Below are 24,616 nucleotides of genomic sequence, written 5' to 3'. Positions count from 1 at the left end.
GAGGGGGAAGGATCCTTCGTGACTGAAACCACTGACCTGTTACCAGGTGTGGCCACCCAAGACGCCGACACAGCCGGCGCGACGACTTCCAAGAGCAGCGGTCTCGCGGGCCTCAAGCTCGCCCAGCTGCAGGCTCTTGCCGGTCAGCTCGGGATCACCGGCGGATCGAGGATGCGCAAGAGCGACCTCGTGTCCGCGATCTCCGACCACCAGCGCGGGTCCGCCGTCGCCGACCGCCAGAAGACCCCCACCGTGCGCAGCGAGCGCAGCACCGACGCAGAGCGCCCCGCCGTCGCGGGCACCCCTGCCGAGGCGGCCGACAGCCAGGACGAGCAGTCCGCTCCGGCCGAGCGCCAGCCCCGCACCCGCAACCGCAACCGCCGCGCAGGCAGCGACGGAGTCGTCTCCACGCCCGCGCCGGACGCCGCCGTCGCCGACGAGCAGGGCGAGGCTCCCGCCCGTGACGCTGCGGAGGACACCTCCGCCGGCGAGCAGCAGGACCGCGGAGACCGTGAGAACGGTGGCCGTGGCCAGCGGAACCGCCGCAACCGCCGTGGCGATGACCGCACCGACACGCCGTCGGGCCAGAACGAGGGCCAGAACGGCTCCTCGGCCGATGTGCAGAACGCCGGCCAGGGCGAGGCCGACACGCAGTCCGGACAGCAGGGCGAGGGCCGCGGCGAGCGTCGCACCCGCTCACGCAACGGCCGGGACGACAGCTCGAACAACGGGTCCAACGGCTCGAACGGCTCCAACAACGGGTCCAACGGCTCCAACAACGGGTCCAACGGCTCCAACAACGGGTCCAACGGCGACACCCAGTTCGACAACGGCCGGAACGGCAGCGAGCGCAGCGACAACCGGGGCAACGGCGCGAACGACGACGAGGGCCGCGGGCGCAACCGTCGCAACCGCGCGAACCGCGCCGGTGGGAATGGTCCCGAGGACCGCAGCAGCCGCTTCCGCGACCGCAACGACCGCAACGACCGCAACGACCGTCGCCGCGGGCGCAACCAGCCCGACGTCGACGACGTCGAGGTCACCGAGGACGACGTCCTGCTGCCGGTCGCCGGCATCCTGGACGTGCTCGAGAACTACGCCTTCGTGCGCACCTCCGGCTACCTGCCGGGCCCGAACGACGTCTACGTCTCGCTCGCCCAGGTCAAGAAGCACAACCTGCGCAAGGGCGACGCCGTGGTCGGTGCCATCCGCGCACCCCGCGACGGCGAGACCCAGGCCAGCGCACGCCAGAAGTTCAACGCCCTGGTGCGCGTCACGTCGGTCAACGGCAAGCCCGCCGAGGACCTGAAGGACCGCGTCGAGTTCGCGAAGCTCGTCCCGCTCTACCCCTCGGACCGCCTGCGCCTCGAGACGGACCCGAAGAAGATCGGCCCGCGCGTGATCGACCTCGTCGCGCCGATCGGCAAGGGCCAGCGCGGCCTGATCGTCTCGCCGCCGAAGGCCGGCAAGACGCTCATCCTGCAGGCGATCGCCAACGCCATCACGATCAACAATCCTGAGGTCCACCTCATGATGGTCCTGGTGGACGAGCGTCCCGAGGAGGTCACCGACATGCAGCGGACCGTGAAGGGCGAGGTCATCGCCTCGACCTTCGACCGTCCCGCCGACGACCACACCACGGTCGCCGAACTGTCCATCGAGCGTGCCAAGCGCCTCGTGGAGATGGGCATGGACGTCGTCGTGCTCCTCGACTCCATGACGCGCCTCGGCCGTGCGTACAACCTCGCCGCCCCGGCCTCGGGCCGTATCCTCTCCGGTGGCGTCGACTCGGCCGCGCTGTACCCGCCGAAGCGCTTCTTCGGTGCGGCACGCAACATCGAGAACGGCGGCTCGCTCACCATCCTCGCCACCGCGCTCGTCGAGACCGGTTCCAAGATGGACGAGGTCATCTTCGAGGAGTTCAAGGGCACCGGCAACATGGAGCTCCGCCTCTCGCGCAGCCTCGCCGACAAGCGCATCTTCCCGGCCGTGGACGTCAACGCGTCCGGTACGCGCCGTGAGGAGAACCTGCTCTCGCCCGACGAGGTCAAGATCATGTGGAAGCTGCGCCGCGTGCTGTCGGGTCTCGAGACCCAGCAGGCACTCGAGCTGCTCACCAACAAGATCCGGGAGACGCAGTCCAACGTCGAGTTCCTGATGCAGGTCCAGAAGACCACGCTGGGCTCCAAGGACTCCGACTAGCAACGGCAGCCGTTCGGCAGGAGCCGGTCACCTCGTGGCCGGCTCCTGCCGGGCGGCTTCCCCGTTAACGGGCGGCTCCTGCCCCCTCGACCTTCGTAGACTGGCTGCACACGCCGAAAGAGGTACACCCGATGTTTGAGTCCATCCAGGGACTGCTCGACGAACACTCCGAACTGCAGGACCAGCTCGCCGATCCCGCCGTCCACGCAGACCAGGCGCTCGCGCGGAAGCTCGGCCGCCGGTACGCGGAGCTCGGGCGGATCGTCGATGCCCACAATCGCTGGAGCGCGCTCGACGACGACCTCCAGGCGGCCCGCGAGATGGCGTCCGAGGACCCCGAGTTCGCCGCGGAGGTGCCGGTCCTGGAGGAGCAGCTCGCCACGGCGCAGGAGCGGCTGCGACGCCTGCTGATCCCGCGGGACCCCAACGACAGCCGCAACGTCATCATCGAGGTCAAGGGCGGCGAGGGCGGCGACGAGGCAGCACTCTTCGCCGGGGACCTGCTGCGCATGTACGCGCGCTATGCGGAGTCCCGCGGCTGGAAGACCGAGCTCATCTCGGCCAACGAGTCGGACCTCGGCGGCTACAAGGACGTGCAGATGGCCATCAAGGGCTCGTCGAACGACCCCGCCGAGGGCGTCTACGCCCGGCTCAAGTTCGAGGGCGGGGTGCACCGCGTGCAGCGCGTGCCCGTCACGGAGTCGCAGGGCCGCATCCACACCTCCGCCGCGGGTGTCCTCGTGCTGCCCGAGGTGGACGAGCCGGAAGAGGTCGAGATCAGCCAGAACGACCTCAAGATCGACGTCTACCGGTCCTCGGGCCCCGGCGGGCAGTCCGTGAACACCACCGACTCCGCCGTGCGCATCACGCACCTGCCCACCGGGATCGTGGTCGCGATGCAGAACGAGAAGTCGCAGCTGCAGAACCGCGAGGCAGCGATGCGCGTGCTGCGCTCCCGGATCCTCGCGCACGAGCAGGAGAAGATCGACGCGGCGAACTCGGACATCCGGAAGTCGCAGATCCGCACCATGGACCGCTCCGAGCGCATCCGCACCTACAACTACCCGGAGAACCGGATCGCCGACCACCGGACGGGCTACAAGGCCTACAACCTCGACGCCGTCATGAACGGCGAGCTCGAGCCGGTGGTGCAGTCCGCCATCGAGATGGACGAGCAGGCGCGCCTCGACGCCATCGGCGCGGACGAGTAGGGCGTGGAGGAGGCCCTGCGGGCGGCCGAACGCAGGCTGCGGGAGGCCGGCGTGCCCAGCCCCCGCGTCGACGCCGAGCTCCTCGCCGCCCACCTGCTCGGGGTATCGCGCGGCCGGCTGCGCGCCCTCGCCCTGACGGGCGCCCCGGTGCCCGAGGGCTACAGGGCCCTCGTCGACGAGCGCGCACGCCGTGTCCCGCTGCAGCACCTCACGGGCACGGCCTGGTTCCGCCGCGTGGAGCTGGCCGTGGGCCCGGGGGTGTTCGTGCCGCGGCCCGAGACGGAGACGGTCGCGCAGCTCGTGATCGACCGCGCCGCCACCCTCGACGCACCGAGGATCGTGGACCTGGGCACGGGCAGCGGGGCGATCGCCGCGGCCGTGGCCGACGAGGTCCCGGGGGCCGACGTGTACGCCGTCGAACTCAGCGACCTGGCCCTCGCGTGGGCGGGGCCGAATCTCAAGCCCTTCGGCGTCCACCTCGTCCAGGGCGATCTCGCGACCGCCCTGCCCGAGCACGACGGCTCGTTCGACATCGTGGTGTCCAACCCGCCCTACATCCCCGCCGACGCCGTCCCCGTGGAACCCGAGGTCGCCGAACACGATCCGCGGATGGCACTGTACGGCGGGGGAGTGGACGGCATGGAGCTGCCCCGGGCCGCCGCCGTGACCGCCGCCCGCCTGCTCGTGCCGGGTGGCTACTTCGTAATGGAGCACGCCGAGGTGCAGGCACCCTGGGTCGCGGCGTTTCTCGGGAAGATGGGTACCTGGAGCGCTGTGACGACCCACCAGGACCTCGGCGGCCGCGACCGCGCGACGAGCGCGGTCCTCGCGCCGCAGGGGCAGACCACGACGACGGAAGAGGCAGCACGATGACGGAGCGCAGCACGCAGGCCGGGCCGGTACCGGACACGGTCGGCACGACGGTGGGGAGCACGGACGCCGCCACCGACGCGGGCGCTCCCCTCGACACCGACACCGAAACCGTCGCCGTCGCCGCCGTGACCTACGACCGGCACGAGGAACTCGCGCAGCTCCTGCACTCCCTCGCGGCCCAGACCGCCCCGATCAGGACCGTGGCGCTCGTCGATTCGGGGACACGGCCAGCCACCGCCGTCGTCGAGGCCGCGACAGCCGATGGCGGTGCCATTCACTACCTCCGCTCCGAGGCGAACCTCGGTGGCGCCGGCGGATTCGCCTTCGCCATCCTCGCCGCGATCGCGAGCGGAGCCCGCTGGATCTGGCTCATGGACGACGACGGCCACCCCGAGGACGAGCACTGCCTCGCCGAGCTGCTCCGCGCCGCGCACGACCACGATCTCGACATCGTCAGTCCGCTCGTCGCCGCCACCGCCGACCCCACGCGGCTGTCCTTCAACTTCCGCATCAACGGCCTGCTGACCAACGACCGCGCCACCCTCGAGCCCCTGGGCTACCTGCCCGACATGGTGCACTTCTTCAACGGCGCCTTGGTCCGCACCGAGGTCTTCTCGACGATCGGCCTGCCGGACATGAAGTACTTCATCCGCGGCGACGAGGTGGACTTCCTGGCCCGCGTGCGCCGGGCGGGCCTGAAGTACGGGACGCTCGCGACCGTCGCCGTCCGGCACCCGGCCACCTGGTCCGAGATGAAGCCGATCTTCGGCGGGTTCATCACGCCCGTCATCCCCGACGGCGACTTCAAGCGCTTCTCCTACTTCCGCAACCGTGCCTACAACGCGCGCAAGTACCGCAACCTGCGCTGGTTCGGCGCCGACGTCATCGGCTTCCCGTACTACTTCCTCACGCAGCGCGACCTGAAGGGACTGCGCGCCTGGTTCGCGGCGTACTCCGCAGGGCTGCGGGGCACGGGCTTCGGTCCGCCGCCGTCCTGACGCCCTCCTGACCCTGTGCCCGACGTCCTCCGATGTGCGGCGGTGCGTTCCGCAATGGAAAGATGAAACGGTGACCACCAGCTACGACTGCTCCGACCCTGCCCAGCGACGCGAGGGGCTCGCCGCCGCCCAGCGCGCGGTCTCCCTCAAGCAGTGCGTCGTGCTGCCGACGGACACCGTCTACGGGATCGGCGCGGACGCGTTCTCGCCCCAGGCGGTCGCGACCCTGCTCGCGTCCAAGGGCCGCGGCCGCAACATGCCGCCGCCCGTCCTCATTCCCCGCGTGCAGACCCTCGACGGGCTCGCGACCGACATCACCGCTGACGCCCGTGCCCTCGCCGAGGCGTTCTGGCCCGGGGGCCTCACCCTCATCTGCCATGCCCAGCCGTCGCTGACCTGGGACCTCGGCGACACCCTGGGGACCGTCGCCCTGCGCGTCCCCGACGACGACGTCGCCCTCGAGCTGCTCACGCTGACGGGTCCACTCGCGGTGTCCTCGGCCAACCGGACGGGGCAGCCCGCAGCGACCACCGCGGCCGACGCCGCCGCCCAGCTCGCCGAGTCGGTGGCGGTCTACCTCGACGCCGGGCCGAGGACCGCGGCGGACGGGACAGGATCGACCATCGTCGACGCCACGGGCGAGACGCTGCGCGTGGTCCGCCAGGGGACCATCCCGCTGGACCGGCTGCGCGAGGTGGTGCCGGGCATCGTCGGCATCGACGACGCCCGGGCCGGGGCAGCCGGTGCGCATGCCGCGGATGCCCCAGCACCGGCGGATACCGTCGAGGATGTCGACACCCCCTCGGCGTGACCCGCCTCAGCCGGACGGCGCGCCGCCGGGTCCCGGATCCTGCGCCCGCGCCAGCACCGCGCGGACCCCGGCGGGCGGTACGAGGCCCTGCTCCACGGCCCAGCCGCGCGCCTGGTCCTGCCCGAACCACATCAGCTCCACCCGGCGCACGTGGCCGTCGAGGCGTCCGCGCACGAGGGAGGACACCGCGTAGCCGCCGGCCACCGCCGCCCGGCAGATCACGACGGGCAGGATCCGGGGCCGTCCGCCCGCCGCCTCGAGGACCGTGCGCACGGTGAGTCCCTCCCACGGCTGCAGCACGATGCGGGGGACCGGACCCGCGTGCAGCCCGACGGCGAGGACCAGCCCGGCGAGGGCGTCCACCGAGGTGATGGGGGACGGCGCCGTGCCCGGGGACACCACGGAGGCCAGCGGGGATCGCGCGAGGCGCACGAGTGCCGCCGTCGTCGGCCGGTCCGGTCCCTGGACGGACGTGGCGCGCACGATCACCACGGACAGCGCCGGGTCCCGGTGCGCAGCGAGGGCCAGTGCCTGCTCGCCGAGCGCCTTGCTGCGCGAGTAGGCGGAGAACGGGCGCACGGTGTCCGTCTCGTCGAGTACGGGGGTCCGCCCCTGCACGGCGGCGCTGCCGAGGTGGATGAGGCGGCCCACACCGGCATCCGCTGCGGCACGGGCGACGACGGCAGGGAGCAGGGCGTTCGCGCCTCGGAGCTCCTCGCCGTCGGGGGCGGAGGGCGTGGCGAGACCGGCGGCGTTGACGACGACGTCGGCGCCCTCGAGCGCGGCCACCAGCGCGGCGGCGTCGGTGACCGCTGCCGCCTCGAGCAGCGCGTCAGGCGTCCGTGCGGTCGTCGTGAGGCGCGGTGCGGGCACGGCGCGTGCGTCGATCCCCGCCGCGTGCAGGGCGCGCAGGACCGACGCACCCACGAAGCCCGAACCGCCGAGCACCACCCAGCTCATCGTGACCCCCCGGCGTCCCGGGCGCCGGTGGCCGGGACGGCCAGCGGCGGCTCGGGCAGCCACGCGGGATCCCGAAGGATCACCCGTGCCGCCCGCCAGCCACGCCATACGGATGCCAGACCGGAGAGGGACCGCTCGACGGCGACGAGCCGCACGATCTCCTTCCCGGCGGACAGCAGCGTCCCCAGGCCGAACGCGACGGGGTGGAAGCGGCCGTGGAGCCGCAGGTAGCGGGCGAGGTGCCCGCGGTTGCGCATGCCGCAGAACCGCGACAGGTCGCTCGAGTCGTTCAGGTGCCGGACGCCGAGGTCCACCTGCCGCTGCGCGCGCGTCTTCCGCAGGACGAAGGCGTCCACGTAGGCCACCGGATGCAGCCGCGAGACGAGCCAGCCGTACGTGAGGTCGTCGCCGTTCAGGAAGAACCGCGCATCGGGCAGCCCGATCTCCCGCACCACGTCCGCGGCCACCAGCATCCCCTCGAAGCAGCCGACGTTGGTGTGGAACACCCTGGACCGCGCGAACACGTCCCCGCGCACGGGAAGATGGACCCCGAGGGATTCGTGGAGGATGTGCTGCCAGAAGAAGGGCTCGCCCGCGTGGTCGTAGCGGCGCCCGTGGATGCAGGAGTAGCGGTCCATCCAGGGCCGGAAGGAGGCGAGGGCATCGGGCAGGACGACGACGTCGTCGTCCATCAGCCACAGCCATTCGGCCCCCTCGTCGAGGGCGCGCGACACGCCGGCAGCGAACCCGCCCGACCCGCCCACGTTCACCGGGAGGCGGTGCACGAGGACCGGGACGGGAAGCTCGACGGCCGCGAGCACGTCCTCGGTGCCGTCCGTGCTGGCATTGTCGACCACGACGACGCCGGACGGCGCCGGGTCGAGCCCGGCGATCGACGCGAGGAGGTCCTGCAGGTGGGATGCCCGGTTGAAGGTGGTGATGACGATGAACACGCGCGGACTGGCGGCGTCGGAGACGTGCAACGGAGTCCTTCCGGGCCGCGCCAGGGCAGTGCGCAACAGGCCTGGCACAGGCGGGGCGGTTAGTATTCTGAGGTAATAGCAGTCTATTACACCGTGTTCCAGCCCCCACCGGACCCGTGCGGTCCTTCGAGCGCCGGCGTCTCCCGGCAGCACCACGCCGGGTGCGGAACGCGGCGACGGACTGCGTGACACGGTTAGGAATCATGGGACTCAACGAAGGCCGACCACGGGGCGCCGCAGCCCGGACGCGGGGCTCCTCCGCCGCGGCTCCAACCGGCGACAAGCCGGCGATCTGGCTGTGGTCGCAGTACCTCCTCGACGCCGCGGCCTGGATCGTGGCCATCCTGCTCGCGCTGATCCTGCGCTACGAGCTCCTCGTCAAGGAGGTCAACGTCCCGGGCATCGCGGTGTTCTGCGCCGTGGCCGTCGTCGCCCAGCTCGCGGTGGGACTGAGCTTCGCCCTGTACCGCGGCCGGTACAGCTTCGGCAGCTTCCACGAGGCCAAGCTCCTGGTGATCGTGGCCGTCCTCGTCGCCGTGATCCTGGTGCTGTCCAGCGTCGCGTTCTTCACCGTCCTCGAGGTGCCGCGCAGCATCGGCATCATCGCGTTCCCCTTCGCGTGCATGTTCCTCGCCGCGACCCGCTACCTCAAGCGCATGTACGTCGAGAGCAAGGCCAAGCCGGGGGAGGACGCGCAGCGCACCCTCATCTACGGGGCCGGGTTCCTCGGCAACTCCCTCGTGAGCCGCATGATGCAGGACCCCGAGTCCCCCTACTTCCCCGTGGGGCTCATCGACGACGACCCCGCCAAGAAGCATCTGCGACTGTCCTCCGTGCCCGTCCTCGGGCGGATCGACGACCTGCGGGAGGTCGCGACCCGGACCCAGGCCCAGATGCTCGTCATCGCCTTCGCCGAGGTCGAGGCCGCGCAGGTCCGCCGCGTCTCGGACCTGGTGGCAGGGCTGGGGATCAAGGTGCTCGTCCTCCCGCCGCTGCGCGACATGCTCGGCGCGGGCGGAGCAGCCATCGCCGACTTCCGCGAGGTCGCGGTCGAGGACCTCATCGGTCGCCATCCCGTGGACATCCACCCCGACGAGGTGGCCGGCTACGTGGCGGGCAAGCGCGTCCTCGTCACGGGCGCCGGGGGGTCGATCGGTTCCGAACTGTGCCGGCAGCTCGCGGGCTTCGCGCCGGCCGAGCTCATCATGCTGGACCGCGACGAGACGGGCCTGCAGTCGACGCAGATCTCCATCACGGGCCGCGGCCTGCTCACCGGCCGCGACACCGTCCTGGCCGACATCCGCGACGCGGACGCGCTGCTGGACATCTTCGAGGACCGCCGGCCGCAGGTCGTGTTCCACGCCGCGGCACTCAAGCACGTCTCGCTGCTGGAGCAGTACCCGGAGGAGGCGTGGAAGACCAACGTCCAGGGCTCGCTCAACGTCCTGCGTGCCTCCAGTGCCGTGGGCGTCACCAACTTCGTCAACATCTCGACGGACAAGGCGGCCGACCCCACGAGCGTCCTCGGACACTCCAAACGCGTCGCGGAGAAGCTGACGTCCTGGCATGCGGAGCGGACGGGGCAGAAGTACGTCTCCGTGCGCTTCGGCAACGTGATCGGGAGCCGCGGCTCCATGCTCCCGCTCTTCACGGAACAGATCCGCAACGGCGGACCCCTGACCGTCACCGACCCCGAAGTCACGCGCTTCTTCATGACCATCCCCGAGGCCTGCCAGCTCGTGGTGCAGGCGGGCGCGATCGGCAGGGCCGGCGAGGTGCTGATCCTCGACATGGGCGAGCCCGTGCGGATCCTCGACGTCGCTCAGCGCATGATCGCGATGTCCGGCAAGGACATCGACATCGTCTTCACGGGTCTGCGCCCGGGCGAGAAGATGCACGAGGACCTGATGGGAGTGGGGGAGAACGACTCCCGCCCGCTGCATCCCAAGATCTCCCACACCTCGGTGGCGCCGCTGGATCCGCAGCAGCTCAGCCTCCAGGCGTGGAAGGCCGAGGGCGGCTTCGGACACGGCACGCGCGGGATCACGTCGGGGCAGTCCCAGGCTGGCACCCGGCCGAGCGCAACCCCGTCCTCGGACGCCCCCGTCCCGCCCGTCGACTCGCACGCCGGGGGACGGGCCTCATGAACGAGCTCCTTGTCCTCGTCGGGCTCGCAGCCCTGGGGCTGTCCCTCGCGCTGCCCGTCGTCGTGAAACCCCTGCTGAAGCGACTCGGCGTCGTCGACATCCCCAACGACCGCTCCTCGCACAGCGCGGTGGTCATCCGGGGGATGGGTGTCTCCGTCGCGGCCGCGATCCTCGTCGGCCTGGTCCTCTCCCTCGCCACAGGGCTCGTCGCCGTCGACCGGTCGCTGATCGTCATCGTCATCGGCATGGTCGGCGCGGCGGCGACGCTGGGCTGGATCGAGGACTTCCGGGGCCTGTCCGTGAAGGTCCGCGCCACCGCGCAACTCCTGATCGGCGTCATCGGCACGGCCGCCCTGGCCACCACGATCGACGACAGCAGCTACTGGTGGGTGCCGATCGGGGCCATCGCCGTCGCCACCTACATCAACGCCGCGAACTTCATGGACGGCATCAACGGCATCTCCGGGATGCACGGCGTCGTCGTCGGCCTCTTCTACTCCGGCGCCGGGATCCTCAGCGACCAGCTGTGGCTGACGGTCGGCGGCCTCGTGGTCGCCGCGGGCTTCGCGGGCTTCCTGCCGTGGAACCTCGGCCGCGGGTTCGTGTTCCTCGGCGACGTGGGCAGCTACCTGCTCGGCGCCTCCGTCGCGGCCCTGGCGGTCACGGGGCTGCTGGCCGGGGTCTACCTCGAGTACCTGCTCTCACCGGTCCTCATCTACCTCGCCGACACCTTCACCACCTTCGTGCGCCGGGCCCGGAGGGGCGAGCGCCTGCACACCGCGCACCGGCAGCACGTGTACCAGCGGCTCACCGACACGGGGCTCAGCCACGTGCAGGTCTCGCTCCTCGTCAGCGTCCTGTCCGCCCTCACCGGTGCCGCCGGGTTCGTGTCCGCCACGGCGTCGGCCCCGCTGGCCGTGTCCGCCTCGCTCCTCGCCGCCGCCGTCGTCGCGCTGTACCTCTACTCGCCCCGGATCTTCCGCGCACTCGCGCGGCGCCGGGCCACAGCAGCCGCCGGAGAGGGTGCCCACAGCAGCAGGCCGGCCCGCGGGCCGTCTTCGTGATGCGGTAGAATTTCAGGCGCCGGGCGCGGCGACCAGCAGTACCTGCTGGTCCGGTGCCAAGCCCTCCCGACGTCGTCGCCGGAGGACCCACGGCGCCGGACGGCGCACCCGACAGAGCGGACAGCACGTGCCACGACCCGAGCATCGGGCGAACGGAACCGATTCCCCGCACTCCGTGACGGCATCGGGCGCCACCGAGTCCCCCTGGCTGGGCATCCTCGCCAGGAGCGCCGCAGCGGGCGGCGGACTCGCCGTCGTGCTCGCCGTCGCCGCCGCACTCGCGACCTCACCCTCCGCCGGCCTGAGCGTGCTCGGAGGGGCGGGCCTGGTGATCGCCTTCTTCGGCATCAGCCTCCTGATCGGGCACTTCGCGGGCAGGACGAACCCCTCCGGTGCGCTCGGGCTCTTCGCCGTCACCTACGCGATCAAGGTGGTGGGCTTCGCCGCCGTCCTGTTCCTCCTCGGCACGCCGGGCTGGCTCGACCGCACCTGGTTCTTCACGGGGGCGCTCGCGACCGTGATCGCATGGCAGGTCGCCGAGGTCCTCGCCTTCTCGCGCCTGCGCACACCCCTGTACGACGACGCACCCGTCGCCGGCGCCCCGACGTCGGCGGTCACACCGGCAACGCCGTCCCCGATGCCGGTGCCGACGTCGCCGGCCGACCCGATGAAGGGACGCTGACGTGGCGGGCACGGATCGAGGACGGGACGGGGTCCCCGGCACGCCGCCGCAGGACGGCGACGCGCGTTTTTCCAACGGCGGTTACAACGCGGGCATGGCCGTCTTCAGCTACATCATTGGCGGGATCCTGGTGTGGAGTTTGATAGGCTGGGGGCTGGATAATCTCCTCGACACGCGCTGGTTGGTGCTGGCGGGAGCGTTCTTAGGTGCAGCAGGGGGTTTCTACCTCTCCCACATGCACAACCTCACCCGGAACCACACACCGAATCCGCCGAGCGGATCCCGGGTGACGCCCGGTGCCGAGGACGGACCCGAGTGAATCCCCAGAACTTGACGAGTCGGACCAGTAACGCTGCGGCCGAACAGATCTTGCCCAATGATGGACACAGCAGAGAGGAAACGCGTTGATCGCGCTTGCGCTCCCGGCCGCAACTACCGAAGAGGGATTCGTAGCCCCGACGATCGAGGACACCCACTACCGGGACATCCTCCCGTGGGGCGGTGAATACGGCGTCCTGCTGGACCCGGGCTTCGGGAAGCAGATGCTGCTGACCATCCTCTCGGTCGTCCTCATCGCCGCCTTCTTCCTCGTCGCCTCCCGCCGCCACCAGCTGGTGCCCGGCAAGCTGCAGTTCCTCGGCGAGTCCGCGTACGGCTTCGTCCGCAACTCCATCGGCAAGGACATCATCGGCGGACGCGAGTTCCTGACGTACGTGCCCTGGCTGTTCACCGCCTTCTTCTTCGTGCTGGTGAACAACATCTTCGGCGCCATCCCGTTCCTGCAGCTGCCCACGTTCTCCCACCCGGGCAGCGCCTACGGCATCGCGGCCATCTTCTTCGTCCTCTGGGTCAGCATCGGCCTGAAGAGGCACGGCATCCGCTACCTCAAGCTGGCCGTCGTCCCGTCGGGCGTCCCGTGGTACATCCTCCTGATCGTGGTGCCGATCGAGATCATCTCGAACTTCATCGTCCGCCCGGTCACGCACTCGCTGCGACTCTTCGCGACGATGCTCGCCGGTCACCTCATCGTGACCCTCGCCGGGTCGGCCATCGAGTACATGGTCTCCACCGGGAACATCCTGCTGCAGGGTACGAGCGTCCTCGTCCTCGTCGGCTCGGTGGCGATGTACATGCTGGAGGCCCTGATCATGATCCTCCAGGCCTACGTCTTCACGCTGCTCGCCGCGATCTACATCGAAGGCGCACTGCACGCCGACGCCCACTGATTCACACATGTCTTCCCCGTCGGGGATGATCCCAAACAACCTGTCGCACCAAGGCGGCATCTTGAAAGGAACACAATGGAAGTACAGGGTAGCCTCAACCTCGTTGGATACGGTCTCTCCGCAATCGGCGGTGGTATCGGTGTGGGTCTCGTGTTCGCGGCCTACATCAATGGCGTAGCTCGCCAGCCTGAGGCACAGCGTGTCCTCCAGCCCATCGCCTTCCTCGGCCTGGCACTGACCGAAGCCCTCGCGATCCTGGGCCTCGTCTTCGCCTTCGTCATCGGCGCCTGACAAGGCCGCCCTGACCGACCGAAGACCAGTTGAAGAAAGACGGGTGAAAAATGCTTAACGCAGCGATTATGGCGGCGGAAGAGGGATCGAACCCTTTGATCCCGAACCTGTGGGAACTGCTGGTGACCGTTGTCGGCTTCGCCGTCCTGCTGTTCATCGTCTTCAAGTACGTCATGCCGGCGTTCGAGAAGACGTTCGCAGAGCGCACGGAGGCGATCGAAGGCGGCATCGCGAAGGCGGAGGCCGCACAGGCCGAGGCCAACGCGGCCCTGGACGAGTACAAGCAGCAGCTTGTGGATGCTCGCACCGAGGCCAACCGCATCCGTGAGGAAGCGCGCGCCGAAGGCGCACAGATCCTCGCGGACCTCAAGGAGAAGGCAGCGGCCGAGTCGGCGCGCATCACCGAGCAGGCGCACGTGCAGATCGAGGCCGAGCGGCAGGCCGCCGTGGTCTCGCTCCGTGCCGAGGTCGGCACGCTCGCGACCGACCTCGCGAGCCGTATCGTCGGGGAGTCCCTCGCCGACGACGCCCGCTCATCGCGCGTCATCGACCGCTTCCTGGCCGACCTCGAGACCTCCTCGAACGGTGCAGGCTCACACCGGGCAGGTGCAGCTAAGTAATGGCAGGAGTATCGAGCGTCTCCCTGGCGACGGTCCGTGAAGGACTGGAGCCCCGCCTGCCGGGCGCGACACTGGCCCTGGCCGAGGACCTGTTCGGCGTGCTCGCGATCCTCGACAGCAATGCCGGCCTCCGCCGTGCGCTGACGGATCCATCGCGTACCGGCAGCGACAAGGCCGTGCTGGTGGACCAGCTCATCAGCGGCCGGGTGTCGGCGGAAGCAGCCGGCGTGGTCCGGGATCTCGTCAACGAGCGCTGGGCCAACGCCCGTGACATCGGGGACGCCCTGGAGACCCTCGCCGCGACCGTCGTCATCTCGGTGGCCGAGCAGGGCAGCGGTGTGGAGGGCTTGGAGCAGCTCGAGAGCGAGCTGTACTCCTTCATCCAGGTGGTCGCCTCGAACCACGCCCTGCAGAGGGCGCTCTCGGAAGCGCAGGCCACGCCGGAGTCGAAGGTCGCACTCGGTCTGAAGCTCGTTCCCCAGGCAGGTCCTGCGGGTCGGCTCCTGATCACGCAGGCCGTGCGGTCCCCGCGCGGCCTGAAGCCCGCGGCGCTCGTGCAGCGGTTCCTGGAACTCGTGGCCGCACGCCAGCAGCGCTGGATCGCCGACGTCAGCGTCACCCGTCCGCTGACGGCGAGCCAGCTCGCACGCCTGGAGTCGGGGCTCAATGCCATGTACGGCCGCGAGCTCAAGGTCAACGTGAAGGTCGACCCGACACTCATCGGGGGAGTCCGGGTCAGCGTCGGCGACGAGATGGTCGACTCCACCGTTCTCACGCGGCTGTCAGCACTCCGCCGCACGTTGGTGGGATAGGCGTCCGCGCCCGTCCCCATCCGAGATCCACCCACTGAATCACACACCGGTCGCCACGCATCCCATGGAGACCAACAACACAGGAGAGCAGGGACTGAGATGGCCGAATTGACCATCAACGCCGAAGACGTACGCAGTGCGTTGAACGACTTTGCGGCGTCCTACGAGCCCGGAAACGCGGAGCGCGTCGAAGTAGGCCGCGTGACCACCGCCAGCGACGGCATTGCCCGTGTCGAGGGTCTTCCCTCCGTCATGGCCAACGAACTGCTGCGCTTCGAGGACGGCACGCTCGGACTCGCCCAGAACCTCGACACGCGTGAGATCGGCGTCGTCGTCCTCGGTGATTACACCGGGATCGAAGAAGGCCAGGAAGTGCACCGCACGGGCGAGATCCTCTCGGTCCCCGTCGGCGACGCCTTCCTCGGCCGCGTGGTCGACCCCCTGGGTCAGCCCATCGACGACCTCGGCGAGATCGTCTCCGAGGGGCGCCGGGCACTTGAGACCCAGGCCCCCGGCGTCACGCAGCGCAAGTCGGTGCACGAGCCGATGCAGACCGGCCTGAAGGCCATCGACGCCATGATCCCCATCGGCCGCGGCCAGCGTCAGCTGATCATCGGTGACCGCCAGACCGGCAAGACCGCGATCGCCGTGGACACCATCATCAACCAGAGGGACAACTGGGCCTCGGGTGACGTGAACAAGCAGGTCCGCTGCATCTACGTGGCGATCGGCCAGAAGGCGTCGACCATCGCGGCGGTCCGCCAGACCCTCGAGGACAAGGGTGCGCTGGAGTACACGACCATCGTCGCGTCTCCCGCCTCCGACCCCGCGGGCTTCAAGTACCTCGCCCCATACGCCGGTTCGGCCATCGGCCAGCACTGGATGTACGGCGGCAAGCACGTCCTCATCGTGTTCGACGACCTGTCGAAGCAGGCCGAGGCCTACCGTGCGGTGTCCCTCCTGCTGCGCCGTCCGCCGGGACGTGAAGCCTACCCGGGCGACGTGTTCTACCTGCACTCCCGACTGCTCGAGCGTTGTGCGAAGCTCTCGGACGAGCTCGGTGCCGGCTCGATGACGGGCCTGCCCCTCATCGAGACGAAGGCGAACGACGTGTCGGCCTACATCCCGACCAACGTCATCTCCATCACCGACGGCCAGATCTTCCTGCAGTCGGACCTCTTCAACGCCAACCAGCGTCCCGCCGTGGACGTCGGCGTGTCGGTCTCCCGCGTCGGCGGCGCCGCGCAGGTGAAGTCGATGAAGAAGGTCTCCGGCACGTTGAAGCTGGACCTCGCGCAGTACCGCGACATGCAGGCCTTCGCGATGTTCGCCTCCGACCTGGATGCGGCATCCCGCCAGCAGCTGACCCGCGGGGCGCGCCTCATGGAACTGCTGAAGCAGGGCCAGTACTCGCCGATGCCGGTGGAGCAGCAGGTCGTGTCCATCTGGGCCGGGACGAACGGCTACCTCGACGACGTACCCGTCGAGGACATCCGCCGCTTCGAGTCCGAGTTCCTGGAGCACCTGGGCCACAAGTCGCAGGTCCTCACCACGCTCGCCCAGACCGGCAAGCTCGAGGACTCCACCGCGGAGGAGCTGAAGACCCAGATCACGGGCTTCAAGCAGGGCTTCTTCGGGGTCGGGCGCGACGGCCTCGCCGCCGGTCACGAGGAGCACCAGGCGATCGACGCCGACTCGGTCGAGCAGGAAAAGATCGTTCGACAGAAGCGCTAGAGGATTTGCTGCCGGGAGGGAGAAACCTTCCCGGCAGCAGGACCCTGGCCTGATCGCCTCCCGCTGCGGAGGCGAAGGAAAGGACAAGAATGGGAGCCCAGATCCGGGTCTACCGCCAGAAGATCGCCTCGACCACGTCGACGCGGAAGATCTTCAAGGCGATGGAGCTGATCGCGACGTCTCGCATCGGCAAGGCACGTACGCGTGTCGCTGCGGCCCTGCCGTACGCCAACGCGATCACCCGGGCCGTCTCGGCCGTGTCGTCGCAGACGGAGATCGACCACCCGCTGACCACCGAGCACGGCGAGGTGCGGCGCGCCGCCGTGCTGGTGCTGACCTCCGATCGCGGCCTCGCCGGATCGTACTCGGCCAGCGCGCTCAAGCAGGCGGAGGGCCTCTTTGAGGTGCTCCGGTCCGAGGGCAAGGAGATCCAGTCCTACCTGATCGGGCGCAAGGCGCAGTCGTACTTCGACTTCCGCGGCCGCGACTACGAGCGGGTCTGGACGGGCAACACCGACGCCCCCGAGTTCGGGACGGCGCGCGAGGTCGGTGAGGCGCTCCTGGACACCTTCCTGAAGGGCTACGACGACGGCGGCGTGGACGAGATCCACGTGGTCTACACGAAGTTCCGCTCCATGGTGGTGCAGGAGCCGTCCGTCATGCGCCTGCTGCCGCTCGAGGTCGTGGACGAGCAGGTGCCGCAGGACGGCGAGCTGCTGCCGCTCTACGAGTACGAGCCGGAGCCCGAGCAGGTCCTGGACGCGCTCCTCCCGCGGTACATCGAGTCCCGGATCTTCGCGGCCATGCTGCAGGCGTCCGCCAGCGAGCTCGCCGCCCGGCAGCGGGCCATGAAGTCCGCCGGTGACAACGCGACGGAACTCATCAAGAAGTACACGCGCCTCCGCAACACCGCCCGCCAGGCGGAGATCACCCAGGAGCTCTCCGAGATCGTGGCCGGCGCGGATGCGCTGAACGCCTCCTGACGCACTCCCGTCCGGGTCCCCGAGGACGCCGGTCAGCAAGACCTAGTTCCACGCCATCTACGTAAATGAAGTGAGAGAGATGACTGCCCAGACTGTTGAACACGGTACGGACTCAGTTGCCCCCGGCGCCACCGGCCGTATTGCACGTGTCATCGGCCCGGTTGTCGACGTCGAGTTCCCGGCCGACGCAATCCCCGCAATGTACAGCGCCCTCACCACCGAGATCACTCTCAACGGTGTGACGCGCCTGATCACCTTCGAGACCTCGCAGCACCTCGGCGACAACCTCGTCCGGGCCATCTCGCTGCAGGCGACCGACGGACTCGTCCGCGGCACCGTGGTGCAGGACACCGGGTCCCCGATCACCGTGCCCGTCGGCGACGGCGTGAAGGGTCACATCTTCAACGTCCTCGGCAAGCCCCTCGACGTCGAGGAGACCGCACTGGAGATCACCGAGCGCTGGCCGATCCACCGTGCAGCTCCGAACTTCGCCTCGCTCGAGGGCTCCACGGAGATGCTCGAGACCGGCATCAAGGTCATCGACCTGCTCACCCCGTACATCAAGGGTGGCAAGATCGGCCTGTTCGGCGGCGCCGGTGTCGGCAAGACCGTCCTCATCCAGGAGATGATCACGCGTGTCGCCCGCAACTTCGGTGGCACCTCGGTGTTCGCCGGTGTGGGCGAGCGTACCCGTGAGGGCAACGACCTCTGGGTCGAGATGGAGGAGGCAGGCGTCCTCAAGGACACCGCCCTCGTGTTCGGCCAGATGGACGAGCCGCCGGGAACGCGCCTGCGCGTGGCCCTCTCGGCCCTGACCATGGCGGAGTACTTCCGCGATGTGCAGAACCAGGACGTGCTGCTGTTCATCGACAACATCTTCCGGTTCACGCAGGCCGGCTCGGAGGTCTCGACCCTGCTTGGCCGCATGCCGTCCGCCGTGGGCTACCAGCCGAACCTCGCCGACGAGATGGGCCTCCTGCAGGAGCGCATCACCTCGACCAAGGGCCACTCGATCACGTCCATGCAGGCGATCTACGTGCCTGCAGACGACTACACCGACCCGGCTCCGGCGACGACCTTCGCCCACCTCGATGCGACCACCGAGCTCTCCCGCGAGATCGCGTCGCGTGGCCTGTACCCCGCCGTGGACCCGCTCGCGTCGACCTCGCGCATCCTGGATCCCCAGTACATCGGCCACGATCACTACAACACGGCCGTGCGGGTGAAGCAGATCCTGCAGAAGAACAAGGAACTGCAGGACATTATCGCGATCCTCGGCATCGACGAGCTCAGCGAGGAGGACAAGGTGGTCGTCGCCCGTGCGCGCCGCATCCAGCAGTTCCTCTCGCAGAACACGTACACGGCCAAGCAGTTCACCGGCGTCGAAGGTTCGACCGTCTCCATTCGGGACACCATCGAGGGCTTCGCGGCGATCTGCAACGGCGACCTCGACCACATTGCGGAGCAGGCCTTCTTCAACGTCGGCGGCCTCGACGACGTCGAGCGCCAGTGGGCCAAGATCCAGCAGCAGACCGGTAAGTAACGCCGATGGCATCGAACGGCGAACTCGAGGTCGAAATCGTCGCGGCCGACCACTTCGTGTGGTCGGGCGCGGCGCGCACGGTCAACGCACGTACCGCCAACGGGCAGATCGGGATCCTTCCCGGTCACGCCCCCATCCTGGCCATCCTCGAAGCAGGGGAGCTCTCCGTGGAGCCGGTCAGCGGTGAACGCCTGGTGGTGGGCGTGGACGGCGGTTTCTTCTCGGTCGACTCCAACCGCGTGGTGATCGTGGCGGACAACGCCAAGGTCGGCGGTTCGGTGACGCCGGAATCCGTCTAGGATTCTCCGCATGGAGGCACTCGGTGTGACGATCATCTGCCTTGCGGTCGTCTTCGGCCTGCTCGTGCTCGTGATCATCGCGTTCCTCCTGCGCCGCTACCAGCTCAACCGTGCCCTGGGCACCTTCGACGCCTCCATCCGCCTCCCTCCCCAGGGCTGGCGGGTGGGGGTCTGTCGTTACACGGACAAGCACCTCGAGTGGCTCGACCTCCTCTCCCTGAGCCCCGTGCCCCGCTTCCGTTTCCTCCGCAGTTCCCTCGAGGTCGCCGGCTGGCGGGCGCCCACCGAGGCGGAGCGCGTGCGTATCCAGCCCGGCGCGATCGTCGTGCAGCTCGCGTACGAGGGCGAGCCCTTCGACCTGGCGATGAAGTACGACGTCTACGCGGGTCTCTCCTCCTGGATCGAGGCCGGCCCGGTCATCGGGATCGGCACCTGGCGCTGACCCCGCGTCCGGCGGTGCTGCCGGTCCCTAGCCGACCTCGAGCGGCCTGATCCACGTCCCGGCGCGGAGGACGCCCTTCAGCTCGAGATCCGGTGAGAGCACCAGCGCGTCGGCACGGAGCCCGCCGCGGAGGCTGCCCACCTCGTCGGCGAGCCCGAGCACCCCGGCCGGGACGGCGGTGGCGGCGCGCACGGCGTCGACCACGCCGACACCGGCCCGCACCGTGCGCCGCACGACGTCGAGCAGGCTGCCGGCGCCCCCGGCGAGGGCTCCTGTGGCGATCAGGACGGCGGCGTCGTCCACCAGGGTGACCTCCTGGTGCCCCAGCCGGTACGTGCCGGAGGGGCGTCCGGCCGCTGCCGTCGAGTCGCTGACCAGGCAGATGTTCTCGGCTCCCGCGATCGTGAAGGCCATCCGGACCGTCTCCGGATGCAGGTGCACGTCGTCGGCGATGAGCTCGACCGCGATCTCGCCCGCGCGGGCGCGTTGCAGGAGCAGGGGGACGGGACCGGGGGAGCGGTGGTGGATGACCGGCATCGCGTTGAACAGGTGCGTGGCCGTGGGCCTGCCGCTGAAGCCCTCGAACCCAGTGGATGCCAGCTCCTCGTTGATGAGGTCCAGCGCTGCGGTGGCCTCCTCGGTGGAGCTGTCCGTGTGCCCGATCGAGGGGATGACGCCGTGCGTCACCAGTTCGTAGACCAGGACGTCGCTGCCCGGCAGTTCCGGGGCGTACGTCATCGATACCAGGTGTCCCTGGCCCGCAGCGACCAGGCGGGCTACGTCCTCCTGTGTCGGCAGGAGCAGGAAGGCCGGATCGTGCGCGCCGCTGCGCTCCTTGGACAGGAACGGCCCCTCGGCGTGGATGCCTGCGACCAGCCCTGCTTCGGCAGCCATGGCGAGCCGGCCGAACGCGGCCTCGAGGTCCTCCATGGGCGCCGAACACGTGCTGGCGAGCAGCGTCGTCGAACCGCTGCGGTGGAGGTGGAGGGCCGCGGCCTCGATGTCCTCAGCGGAACCCGAGGTGAAGTCGCCCCCGCCTGCGCCGTGGCAGTGGAGGTCGATGAGTCCGGGGAGGATGAAGTACCCCTCGGGCAGGCGCTCGGCGGCGGCGTCGCCCTCGACCGTCCCGACCTCGAGGATGCGCGTGCCGTCCCAGCGGAGCACGCCGTCCTCGATGATGCCGGCGTCGGTCACCAGGCGTCCCGACAGGGCAGTGGGCGTTCCGCTGGAGTGGGCCATGGACCGATTCTAGGCGGTCCGCTTCCGGGCGGGCGGTGCCGGGGTGATTCGGCGGGGACCGGGTGCCGGTCGCGGACGATGTCAGCCCGGACGGGCGGCTAGAAGAGGCGCGAGGCGCTGTCGTCGACGCCGCGCATGGCGTCGTAGTCGAGCGTCAGGCAGTCGATCCCGCGATCGGTGGCCAGCACGCGGGCCTGGGGCTTGATCTGCTGGGCGGCGAAGACGCCGCGCACCGGGGCCATGATCGGGTCGCGGTTGAGCAGCTCGAGATAGCGCGTGAGCTGCTCCACGCCGTCGATGTCCCCGCGGCGTTTCAGCTCGATCGCCACCGTGCGGCCTTGGGCGTCCCGCGCGAGGATGTCGACCGGGCCGATCGCCGTCATGTACTCCCGGCGGATCAGGGTGAAACCGGCTCCGAGGAGTTCGATCTGCTCGGCCAGGAGACGCTGCAGGTCGGCCTCCACGCCGTCCTTCACGAGGCCCGGGTCCACGCCGAGGTCGTGGGAGGACTCGTGCAGGTGCTCCCGGATGCTGATCACGAGCCTGTCGTCGCTCTTGCCGTGCTGGACGGTCCACACCTCGGTGACGCCCTCGGCGCGGTCGGCGTCGTCAGGCTCGCTCACGCGCAGGGTCGCGGGCGGGCTCATCCAGTTGAGGGGCTTGTAGGACCCGCCGTCGGAGTGCACCAGGACCGAGCCGTCCGACTTCACCATGAGGAGCCGGGTGGCCAGGGGCAGATGAGCCCGGAGGCGGCCGATGTAGTCGACGGAGCAGCGGGCAATGACAAGACGCACGACGGAAACTCTACCCGGCGCCGGGCAGGTCACGTGCCCGCACGGCGGTCCGCGGGATCGGGCAGACTGGAGGGGTGCCCCGATCCAATCGCCCGAACCGCCCCCGCGGGTCCTCGCGTCCCACCAAGTGGTCCGCGTCGCCGGAGCAGGACCTGGAGAGGACGCGGGTGGGTCTGCCGCTGCGGGAATCGGCGCCCGACGGCGAGTGGTCCGTGCGGCGCATCACCGAGCGGAACGCCGCCAAGACCTACACCTGCCCGGGATGCAACTCCCCGATCCTGCCCGGCATCGCCCACCTCGTGGTGTGGCGGGAGGACTCGCTGTTCGGTCCCGAGACGGCCCTCGCCGACCGTCGGCACTGGCACGTGCGGTGCTGGCAGACCCGGAGCTTCCGCTACTGAGGCGCCCTGGACACCCCGCACCGCACGGCGCGGGGCGCCCGTCCTAGACTGGTGGCATGCCCACCGAGTCGCCCGAGTACACGTTCACGCCCAACGACGAGGCGATCGAGATCCGCGCCTCGACGGTCCTTCCCGCCGACCGACGCGACATCGAGCTGCACACCGCCGACGGACTGACCCTCGTGGGGGAGTTCGCGGCGCCCGAGGGCCGGACCCCCGAGGCGACGCTCGTCACACTGCACCCGCTGCCCACGCACGGCGGCTTCATGGACTCGCACGTGTACCGGAAGGCGTCCTTCCGGCTGCCGGCCCTGGCGGACATCGCCGTGCTGCGGTTCAACACGCGCGGCACGTGCTCGCCGCGCGGCTGCAGCGAGGGCGTGTTCGACGGCGGCGACGGGGAGCGCCTGGACCTGCAGGCGGCCGTGCAGTGGGCCGTGGACCAGGGGCTCCGGAACATCTGGCTGGTGGGATGGTCCTTCGGGACCGAACTCTGCCTGAAGTACGGCGCCCAGGACCCGGTGGCCGAGCTCATCGAAGGGGCCATCCTGCTCTCGCCCCCACTGCACCGCGCGGTCGACGCCGACCTCGATGCATGGGGCGCGAGCGGGCTCCCCCTGAAGGTGCTCGTCCCCGAGTTCGACGACTACCTGGTGCCCGAGGACGCCGAGCAGCGGTTCGCACGCGTGCCGCAGGCGGACGTGACCGGGGTCGACGGCGCCAAGCACCTGTGGGTGGGGGAGAAGTACGCGGCCCGCGCGCTCAACGAGATCGTCGGCGTCGTGCGTCCAGAGGTGGACCTCCCGCTGCCTTCCCAGTGGACCGGACCCGCGGCCGTCGCGCCCTCCGCTACCGCCGCCGGCTGAGCGGAGACAGGACGGGCCCGCCGCCGGGCCGCAGACCGGAGAGCGTCACTGGCTGTCCTGGCGTGCGATGAAGACCTCCTTGAGGAGCAGCATCACGGCGGCCGCCGTCGGGATGGCGATCAGGGCCCCGAGGACGCCGAGGAGGCTGCCGCCGGCGATGACCGCGATCACCGCGACCGCACCGGGGACCGCGACGGCACGCTGCATGATGCGCGGCGAGATGAAGTACGCCTCGAACTGCAGGTAGGCCACGTAGGGGATGGCGAACAGCAGTGCGGTGTGCCAGCCCACCGTCATGGCGATCAGGCTCACGAGCACCGCGGCGATGGTGCCTCCCACGAGCGGGATGAACGCCAGCAGTGCGACGACGAAGGCGAGCAGCACGGAGAACGGGACGTCGGCGATGGACATCACGATGAACGCGAAGGTGCCGTTGAGCAGCGCCACGCAGGCCTGCCCGATGACGTACATGCCCACGCTGCGCGTGATCTCCTCGGAGAGGACCTCGACGCGGGGCCTGCGCGAGCGGGGGGCGAGCCGGTACGCCCACTTCTTGATCGACGGCAGCGACGCGAGGAAGTAGAGCGCGAGCACCAGGATCACGAGCGAACCGAACAGGCCGTTGACGATCACCGTCCCGACGCCGAGCACGCCGCCGAAGATGCCGCCGACCGCGGCGCTGTTCGCGAAGAACTTGTCGATCTCCGAGGTGACGCGGTCACGCACCTGGAACTGCTGGTCGAGCGTGGTGAAGAACTCGGAGTTCAGGAAATCGGCGGCGTAGCCGGGGGCGCGCTCCACGATCTGCGACGTCTGGTTCACGATGGTCGGGATCAGCAGCGCGAAGAACCCGGCCACGATGCCCACGAGGATGGACAGGGCCACCGCGATCCCCGCCGGCCGCGGCACGCCCTTGGTCTCGAGCCACCGGACGATCGGATCGAGGCCGAGGGCGATGAACAGGGCCGCCCCGATCCACACGAGCAGTTGGCCCACGTTGGTGATGATGAAGAAGGCCAGCAGGGCGAGGCCCACGCCCACGCTCATCATGAAGCCGAAGTGGATGGGATGGGCCCTCACGTCCCGCAGTTGGGTACCGCTGAACTCCCGCGGGTGGGCACCGCTGAACTTCAGGCGCTCGTCGGCGAGCGAGACGTCCGGGTCGACGGTCACCGGCTCGGGTTCGCGCTCGGGCGGGAACTCGAACCGCGGCCGCGGCTGAGCCGCGGGCAGGGACTTCCGGGCGAGCGAGAACAGGGACCGCAGGGTCGACGGCGCCGTGGCGCCGGTCGGCGGGTCGGCCGGAGGTTGCAGTTCCTCGCCTGTCCCGGGCGGCTCGGGCCGCGGGAGCGGCTGGTCGAGCGGGACTTCCTGGTGGTCTGTCAACGAAGAGCTCTGCTTTCGGAGAGGGCGGTGCGGGTAGGCGGGTGGGGCG

25 protein-coding genes are annotated in these 24,616 nt (G+C 69.8%); 20 read left to right on the top strand and 5 right to left on the bottom strand.

Going from position 1 to position 24,616, the window contains the following annotated elements:
• Positions 1–18 precede the first annotated feature (18 nt).
• The 5 genes from rho (at position 19) to ACX80N_RS11945 (ending at position 6,095) form a co-directional block, all read left to right on the top strand.
• Positions 19–2,202, top strand: coding sequence for a transcription termination factor Rho (gene rho / locus ACX80N_RS11965; protein WP_459339562.1), 2,184 nt, complete (start codon positions 19–21; stop codon positions 2,200–2,202).
• 131 nt (positions 2,203–2,333) lie between these two features.
• Positions 2,334–3,413, top strand: coding sequence for a peptide chain release factor 1 (prfA, locus tag ACX80N_RS11960; RefSeq protein ID WP_105030988.1), 1,080 nt, complete (start codon positions 2,334–2,336; stop codon positions 3,411–3,413).
• Positions 3,414–3,416: 3 nt separating this feature from the next.
• Positions 3,417–4,286 (top strand): peptide chain release factor N(5)-glutamine methyltransferase, encoded by an 870-nt coding sequence (prmC, locus tag ACX80N_RS11955; RefSeq protein ID WP_459339561.1) that lies wholly within the window; start codon positions 3,417–3,419, stop codon positions 4,284–4,286.
• Positions 4,283–5,284: a glycosyltransferase gene (locus tag ACX80N_RS11950; protein WP_459339560.1), complete on the top strand. Its 1,002-nt coding sequence runs from the start codon at positions 4,283–4,285 to the stop codon at positions 5,282–5,284. The genes prmC and ACX80N_RS11950 overlap by 4 nt, the downstream gene beginning before the upstream one ends.
• Before the next feature lie 70 nt (positions 5,285–5,354).
• Positions 5,355–6,095: an L-threonylcarbamoyladenylate synthase gene (locus ACX80N_RS11945; protein ID WP_459339559.1), complete on the top strand. Its 741-nt coding sequence runs from the start codon at positions 5,355–5,357 to the stop codon at positions 6,093–6,095.
• A 6-nt stretch (positions 6,096–6,101) separates the two neighbouring features.
• Here ACX80N_RS11945 and ACX80N_RS11940 read toward each other — a convergent pair whose 3' ends face one another.
• Both ACX80N_RS11940 and ACX80N_RS11935 read right to left on the bottom strand, forming a co-directional pair.
• A complete protein-coding gene (locus tag ACX80N_RS11940) occupies positions 6,102–7,055 on the bottom strand; it encodes an NAD-dependent epimerase/dehydratase family protein (protein ID WP_459339558.1) in 954 nt (317 codons plus the stop codon).
• Entirely contained in the window at positions 7,052–8,038 is a 987-nt protein-coding gene (locus tag ACX80N_RS11935; RefSeq protein ID WP_459339557.1) for a glycosyltransferase, read from the bottom strand. Before ACX80N_RS11935 ends, ACX80N_RS11940 begins: the two co-directional genes overlap by 4 nt.
• A 203-nt stretch (positions 8,039–8,241) precedes the next feature.
• Here ACX80N_RS11935 and ACX80N_RS11930 point away from each other — a divergent pair, with 203 nt between their 5' ends.
• The 13 genes from ACX80N_RS11930 to ACX80N_RS11870 all read left to right on the top strand — a co-directional run bounded on the left by ACX80N_RS11930 (position 8,242) and on the right by ACX80N_RS11870 (position 19,881).
• Positions 8,242–10,185 carry a polysaccharide biosynthesis protein gene (locus ACX80N_RS11930; protein ID WP_459339556.1) on the top strand — a complete coding sequence of 648 codons (1,944 nt, stop codon included), beginning with the start codon at positions 8,242–8,244 and terminating at the stop codon, positions 10,183–10,185.
• On the top strand, positions 10,182–11,249 hold the full coding sequence (locus ACX80N_RS11925; RefSeq protein WP_459339555.1) for an MraY family glycosyltransferase: 1,068 nt from the start codon (positions 10,182–10,184) through the stop codon (positions 11,247–11,249). Before ACX80N_RS11930 ends, ACX80N_RS11925 begins: the two co-directional genes overlap by 4 nt.
• A 127-nt stretch (positions 11,250–11,376) precedes the next feature.
• Positions 11,377–11,931: a hypothetical protein gene (locus tag ACX80N_RS11920; RefSeq protein ID WP_459339554.1), complete on the top strand. Its 555-nt coding sequence runs from the start codon at positions 11,377–11,379 to the stop codon at positions 11,929–11,931.
• Between the two features lies 1 nt (position 11,932).
• Positions 11,933–12,250 (top strand): hypothetical protein, encoded by a 318-nt coding sequence (locus ACX80N_RS11915; protein ID WP_240615005.1) that lies wholly within the window; start codon positions 11,933–11,935, stop codon positions 12,248–12,250.
• 85 nt (positions 12,251–12,335) lie between these two features.
• Positions 12,336–13,157 (top strand): F0F1 ATP synthase subunit A, encoded by an 822-nt coding sequence (atpB, locus tag ACX80N_RS11910; RefSeq protein ID WP_105030981.1) that lies wholly within the window; start codon positions 12,336–12,338, stop codon positions 13,155–13,157.
• Between the two features lie 75 nt (positions 13,158–13,232).
• Positions 13,233–13,448, top strand: coding sequence for an ATP synthase F0 subunit C (locus ACX80N_RS11905; RefSeq protein WP_019481292.1), 216 nt, complete (start codon positions 13,233–13,235; stop codon positions 13,446–13,448).
• A 50-nt stretch (positions 13,449–13,498) separates the two neighbouring features.
• Positions 13,499–14,068 carry a F0F1 ATP synthase subunit B gene (locus ACX80N_RS11900; protein ID WP_105030980.1) on the top strand — a complete coding sequence of 190 codons (570 nt, stop codon included), beginning with the start codon at positions 13,499–13,501 and terminating at the stop codon, positions 14,066–14,068.
• Positions 14,068–14,880: a F0F1 ATP synthase subunit delta gene (locus ACX80N_RS11895; protein ID WP_105030979.1), complete on the top strand. Its 813-nt coding sequence runs from the start codon at positions 14,068–14,070 to the stop codon at positions 14,878–14,880. Before ACX80N_RS11900 ends, ACX80N_RS11895 begins: the two co-directional genes overlap by 1 nt.
• A 99-nt stretch (positions 14,881–14,979) precedes the next feature.
• Complete coding sequence (gene atpA, locus ACX80N_RS11890; RefSeq protein WP_105030978.1) at positions 14,980–16,614, top strand: F0F1 ATP synthase subunit alpha; 1,635 nt, start codon at positions 14,980–14,982, stop codon at positions 16,612–16,614.
• A gap of 89 nt (positions 16,615–16,703) precedes the next feature.
• A complete protein-coding gene (locus tag ACX80N_RS11885) occupies positions 16,704–17,597 on the top strand; it encodes a F0F1 ATP synthase subunit gamma (protein WP_459339553.1) in 894 nt (297 codons plus the stop codon).
• A 79-nt stretch (positions 17,598–17,676) separates the two neighbouring features.
• On the top strand, positions 17,677–19,140 hold the full coding sequence (gene atpD / locus ACX80N_RS11880; protein ID WP_459339552.1) for a F0F1 ATP synthase subunit beta: 1,464 nt from the start codon (positions 17,677–17,679) through the stop codon (positions 19,138–19,140).
• A 5-nt stretch (positions 19,141–19,145) separates the two neighbouring features.
• Positions 19,146–19,439: a F0F1 ATP synthase subunit epsilon gene (locus ACX80N_RS11875; RefSeq protein ID WP_105030975.1), complete on the top strand. Its 294-nt coding sequence runs from the start codon at positions 19,146–19,148 to the stop codon at positions 19,437–19,439.
• A gap of 10 nt (positions 19,440–19,449) precedes the next feature.
• Positions 19,450–19,881 carry a DUF2550 domain-containing protein gene (locus tag ACX80N_RS11870; RefSeq protein WP_459339551.1) on the top strand — a complete coding sequence of 144 codons (432 nt, stop codon included), beginning with the start codon at positions 19,450–19,452 and terminating at the stop codon, positions 19,879–19,881.
• A 27-nt stretch (positions 19,882–19,908) separates the two neighbouring features.
• Here ACX80N_RS11870 and ACX80N_RS11865 read toward each other — a convergent pair whose 3' ends face one another.
• Positions 19,909–21,120 (bottom strand): N-acetylglucosamine-6-phosphate deacetylase, encoded by a 1,212-nt coding sequence (locus tag ACX80N_RS11865; protein ID WP_459339550.1) that lies wholly within the window; start codon positions 21,118–21,120, stop codon positions 19,909–19,911.
• A gap of 98 nt (positions 21,121–21,218) precedes the next feature.
• Positions 21,219–21,914, bottom strand: coding sequence for an endonuclease NucS (gene nucS / locus ACX80N_RS11860; RefSeq protein WP_105030972.1), 696 nt, complete (start codon positions 21,912–21,914; stop codon positions 21,219–21,221).
• Between the two features lie 74 nt (positions 21,915–21,988).
• Between nucS and ACX80N_RS11855 the strand changes: the two genes are divergently transcribed.
• The gene (locus tag ACX80N_RS11855; RefSeq protein WP_105030971.1) at positions 21,989–22,315 is read left to right on the top strand and encodes a hypothetical protein; all 327 of its coding nucleotides are present in this window, start codon (positions 21,989–21,991) and stop codon (positions 22,313–22,315) included.
• Between the two features lie 56 nt (positions 22,316–22,371).
• The gene (locus ACX80N_RS11850; RefSeq protein ID WP_459339549.1) at positions 22,372–23,181 is read left to right on the top strand and encodes an alpha/beta hydrolase; all 810 of its coding nucleotides are present in this window, start codon (positions 22,372–22,374) and stop codon (positions 23,179–23,181) included.
• A 45-nt stretch (positions 23,182–23,226) separates the two neighbouring features.
• Here the strand turns inward: ACX80N_RS11850 and ACX80N_RS11845 are convergent, their stop codons facing one another.
• Positions 23,227–24,567 carry an AI-2E family transporter gene (locus ACX80N_RS11845; protein WP_459339548.1) on the bottom strand — a complete coding sequence of 447 codons (1,341 nt, stop codon included), beginning with the start codon at positions 24,565–24,567 and terminating at the stop codon, positions 23,227–23,229.
• Positions 24,568–24,616: the final 49 nt, after the last annotated feature.

The sequence above is a fragment of the Arthrobacter sp. MDT2-16 genome (assembly GCF_054510925.1).
Note: the sequence above shows the minus strand (reverse complement) of the source record. Positions and strands in the feature narration are given on the sequence as shown.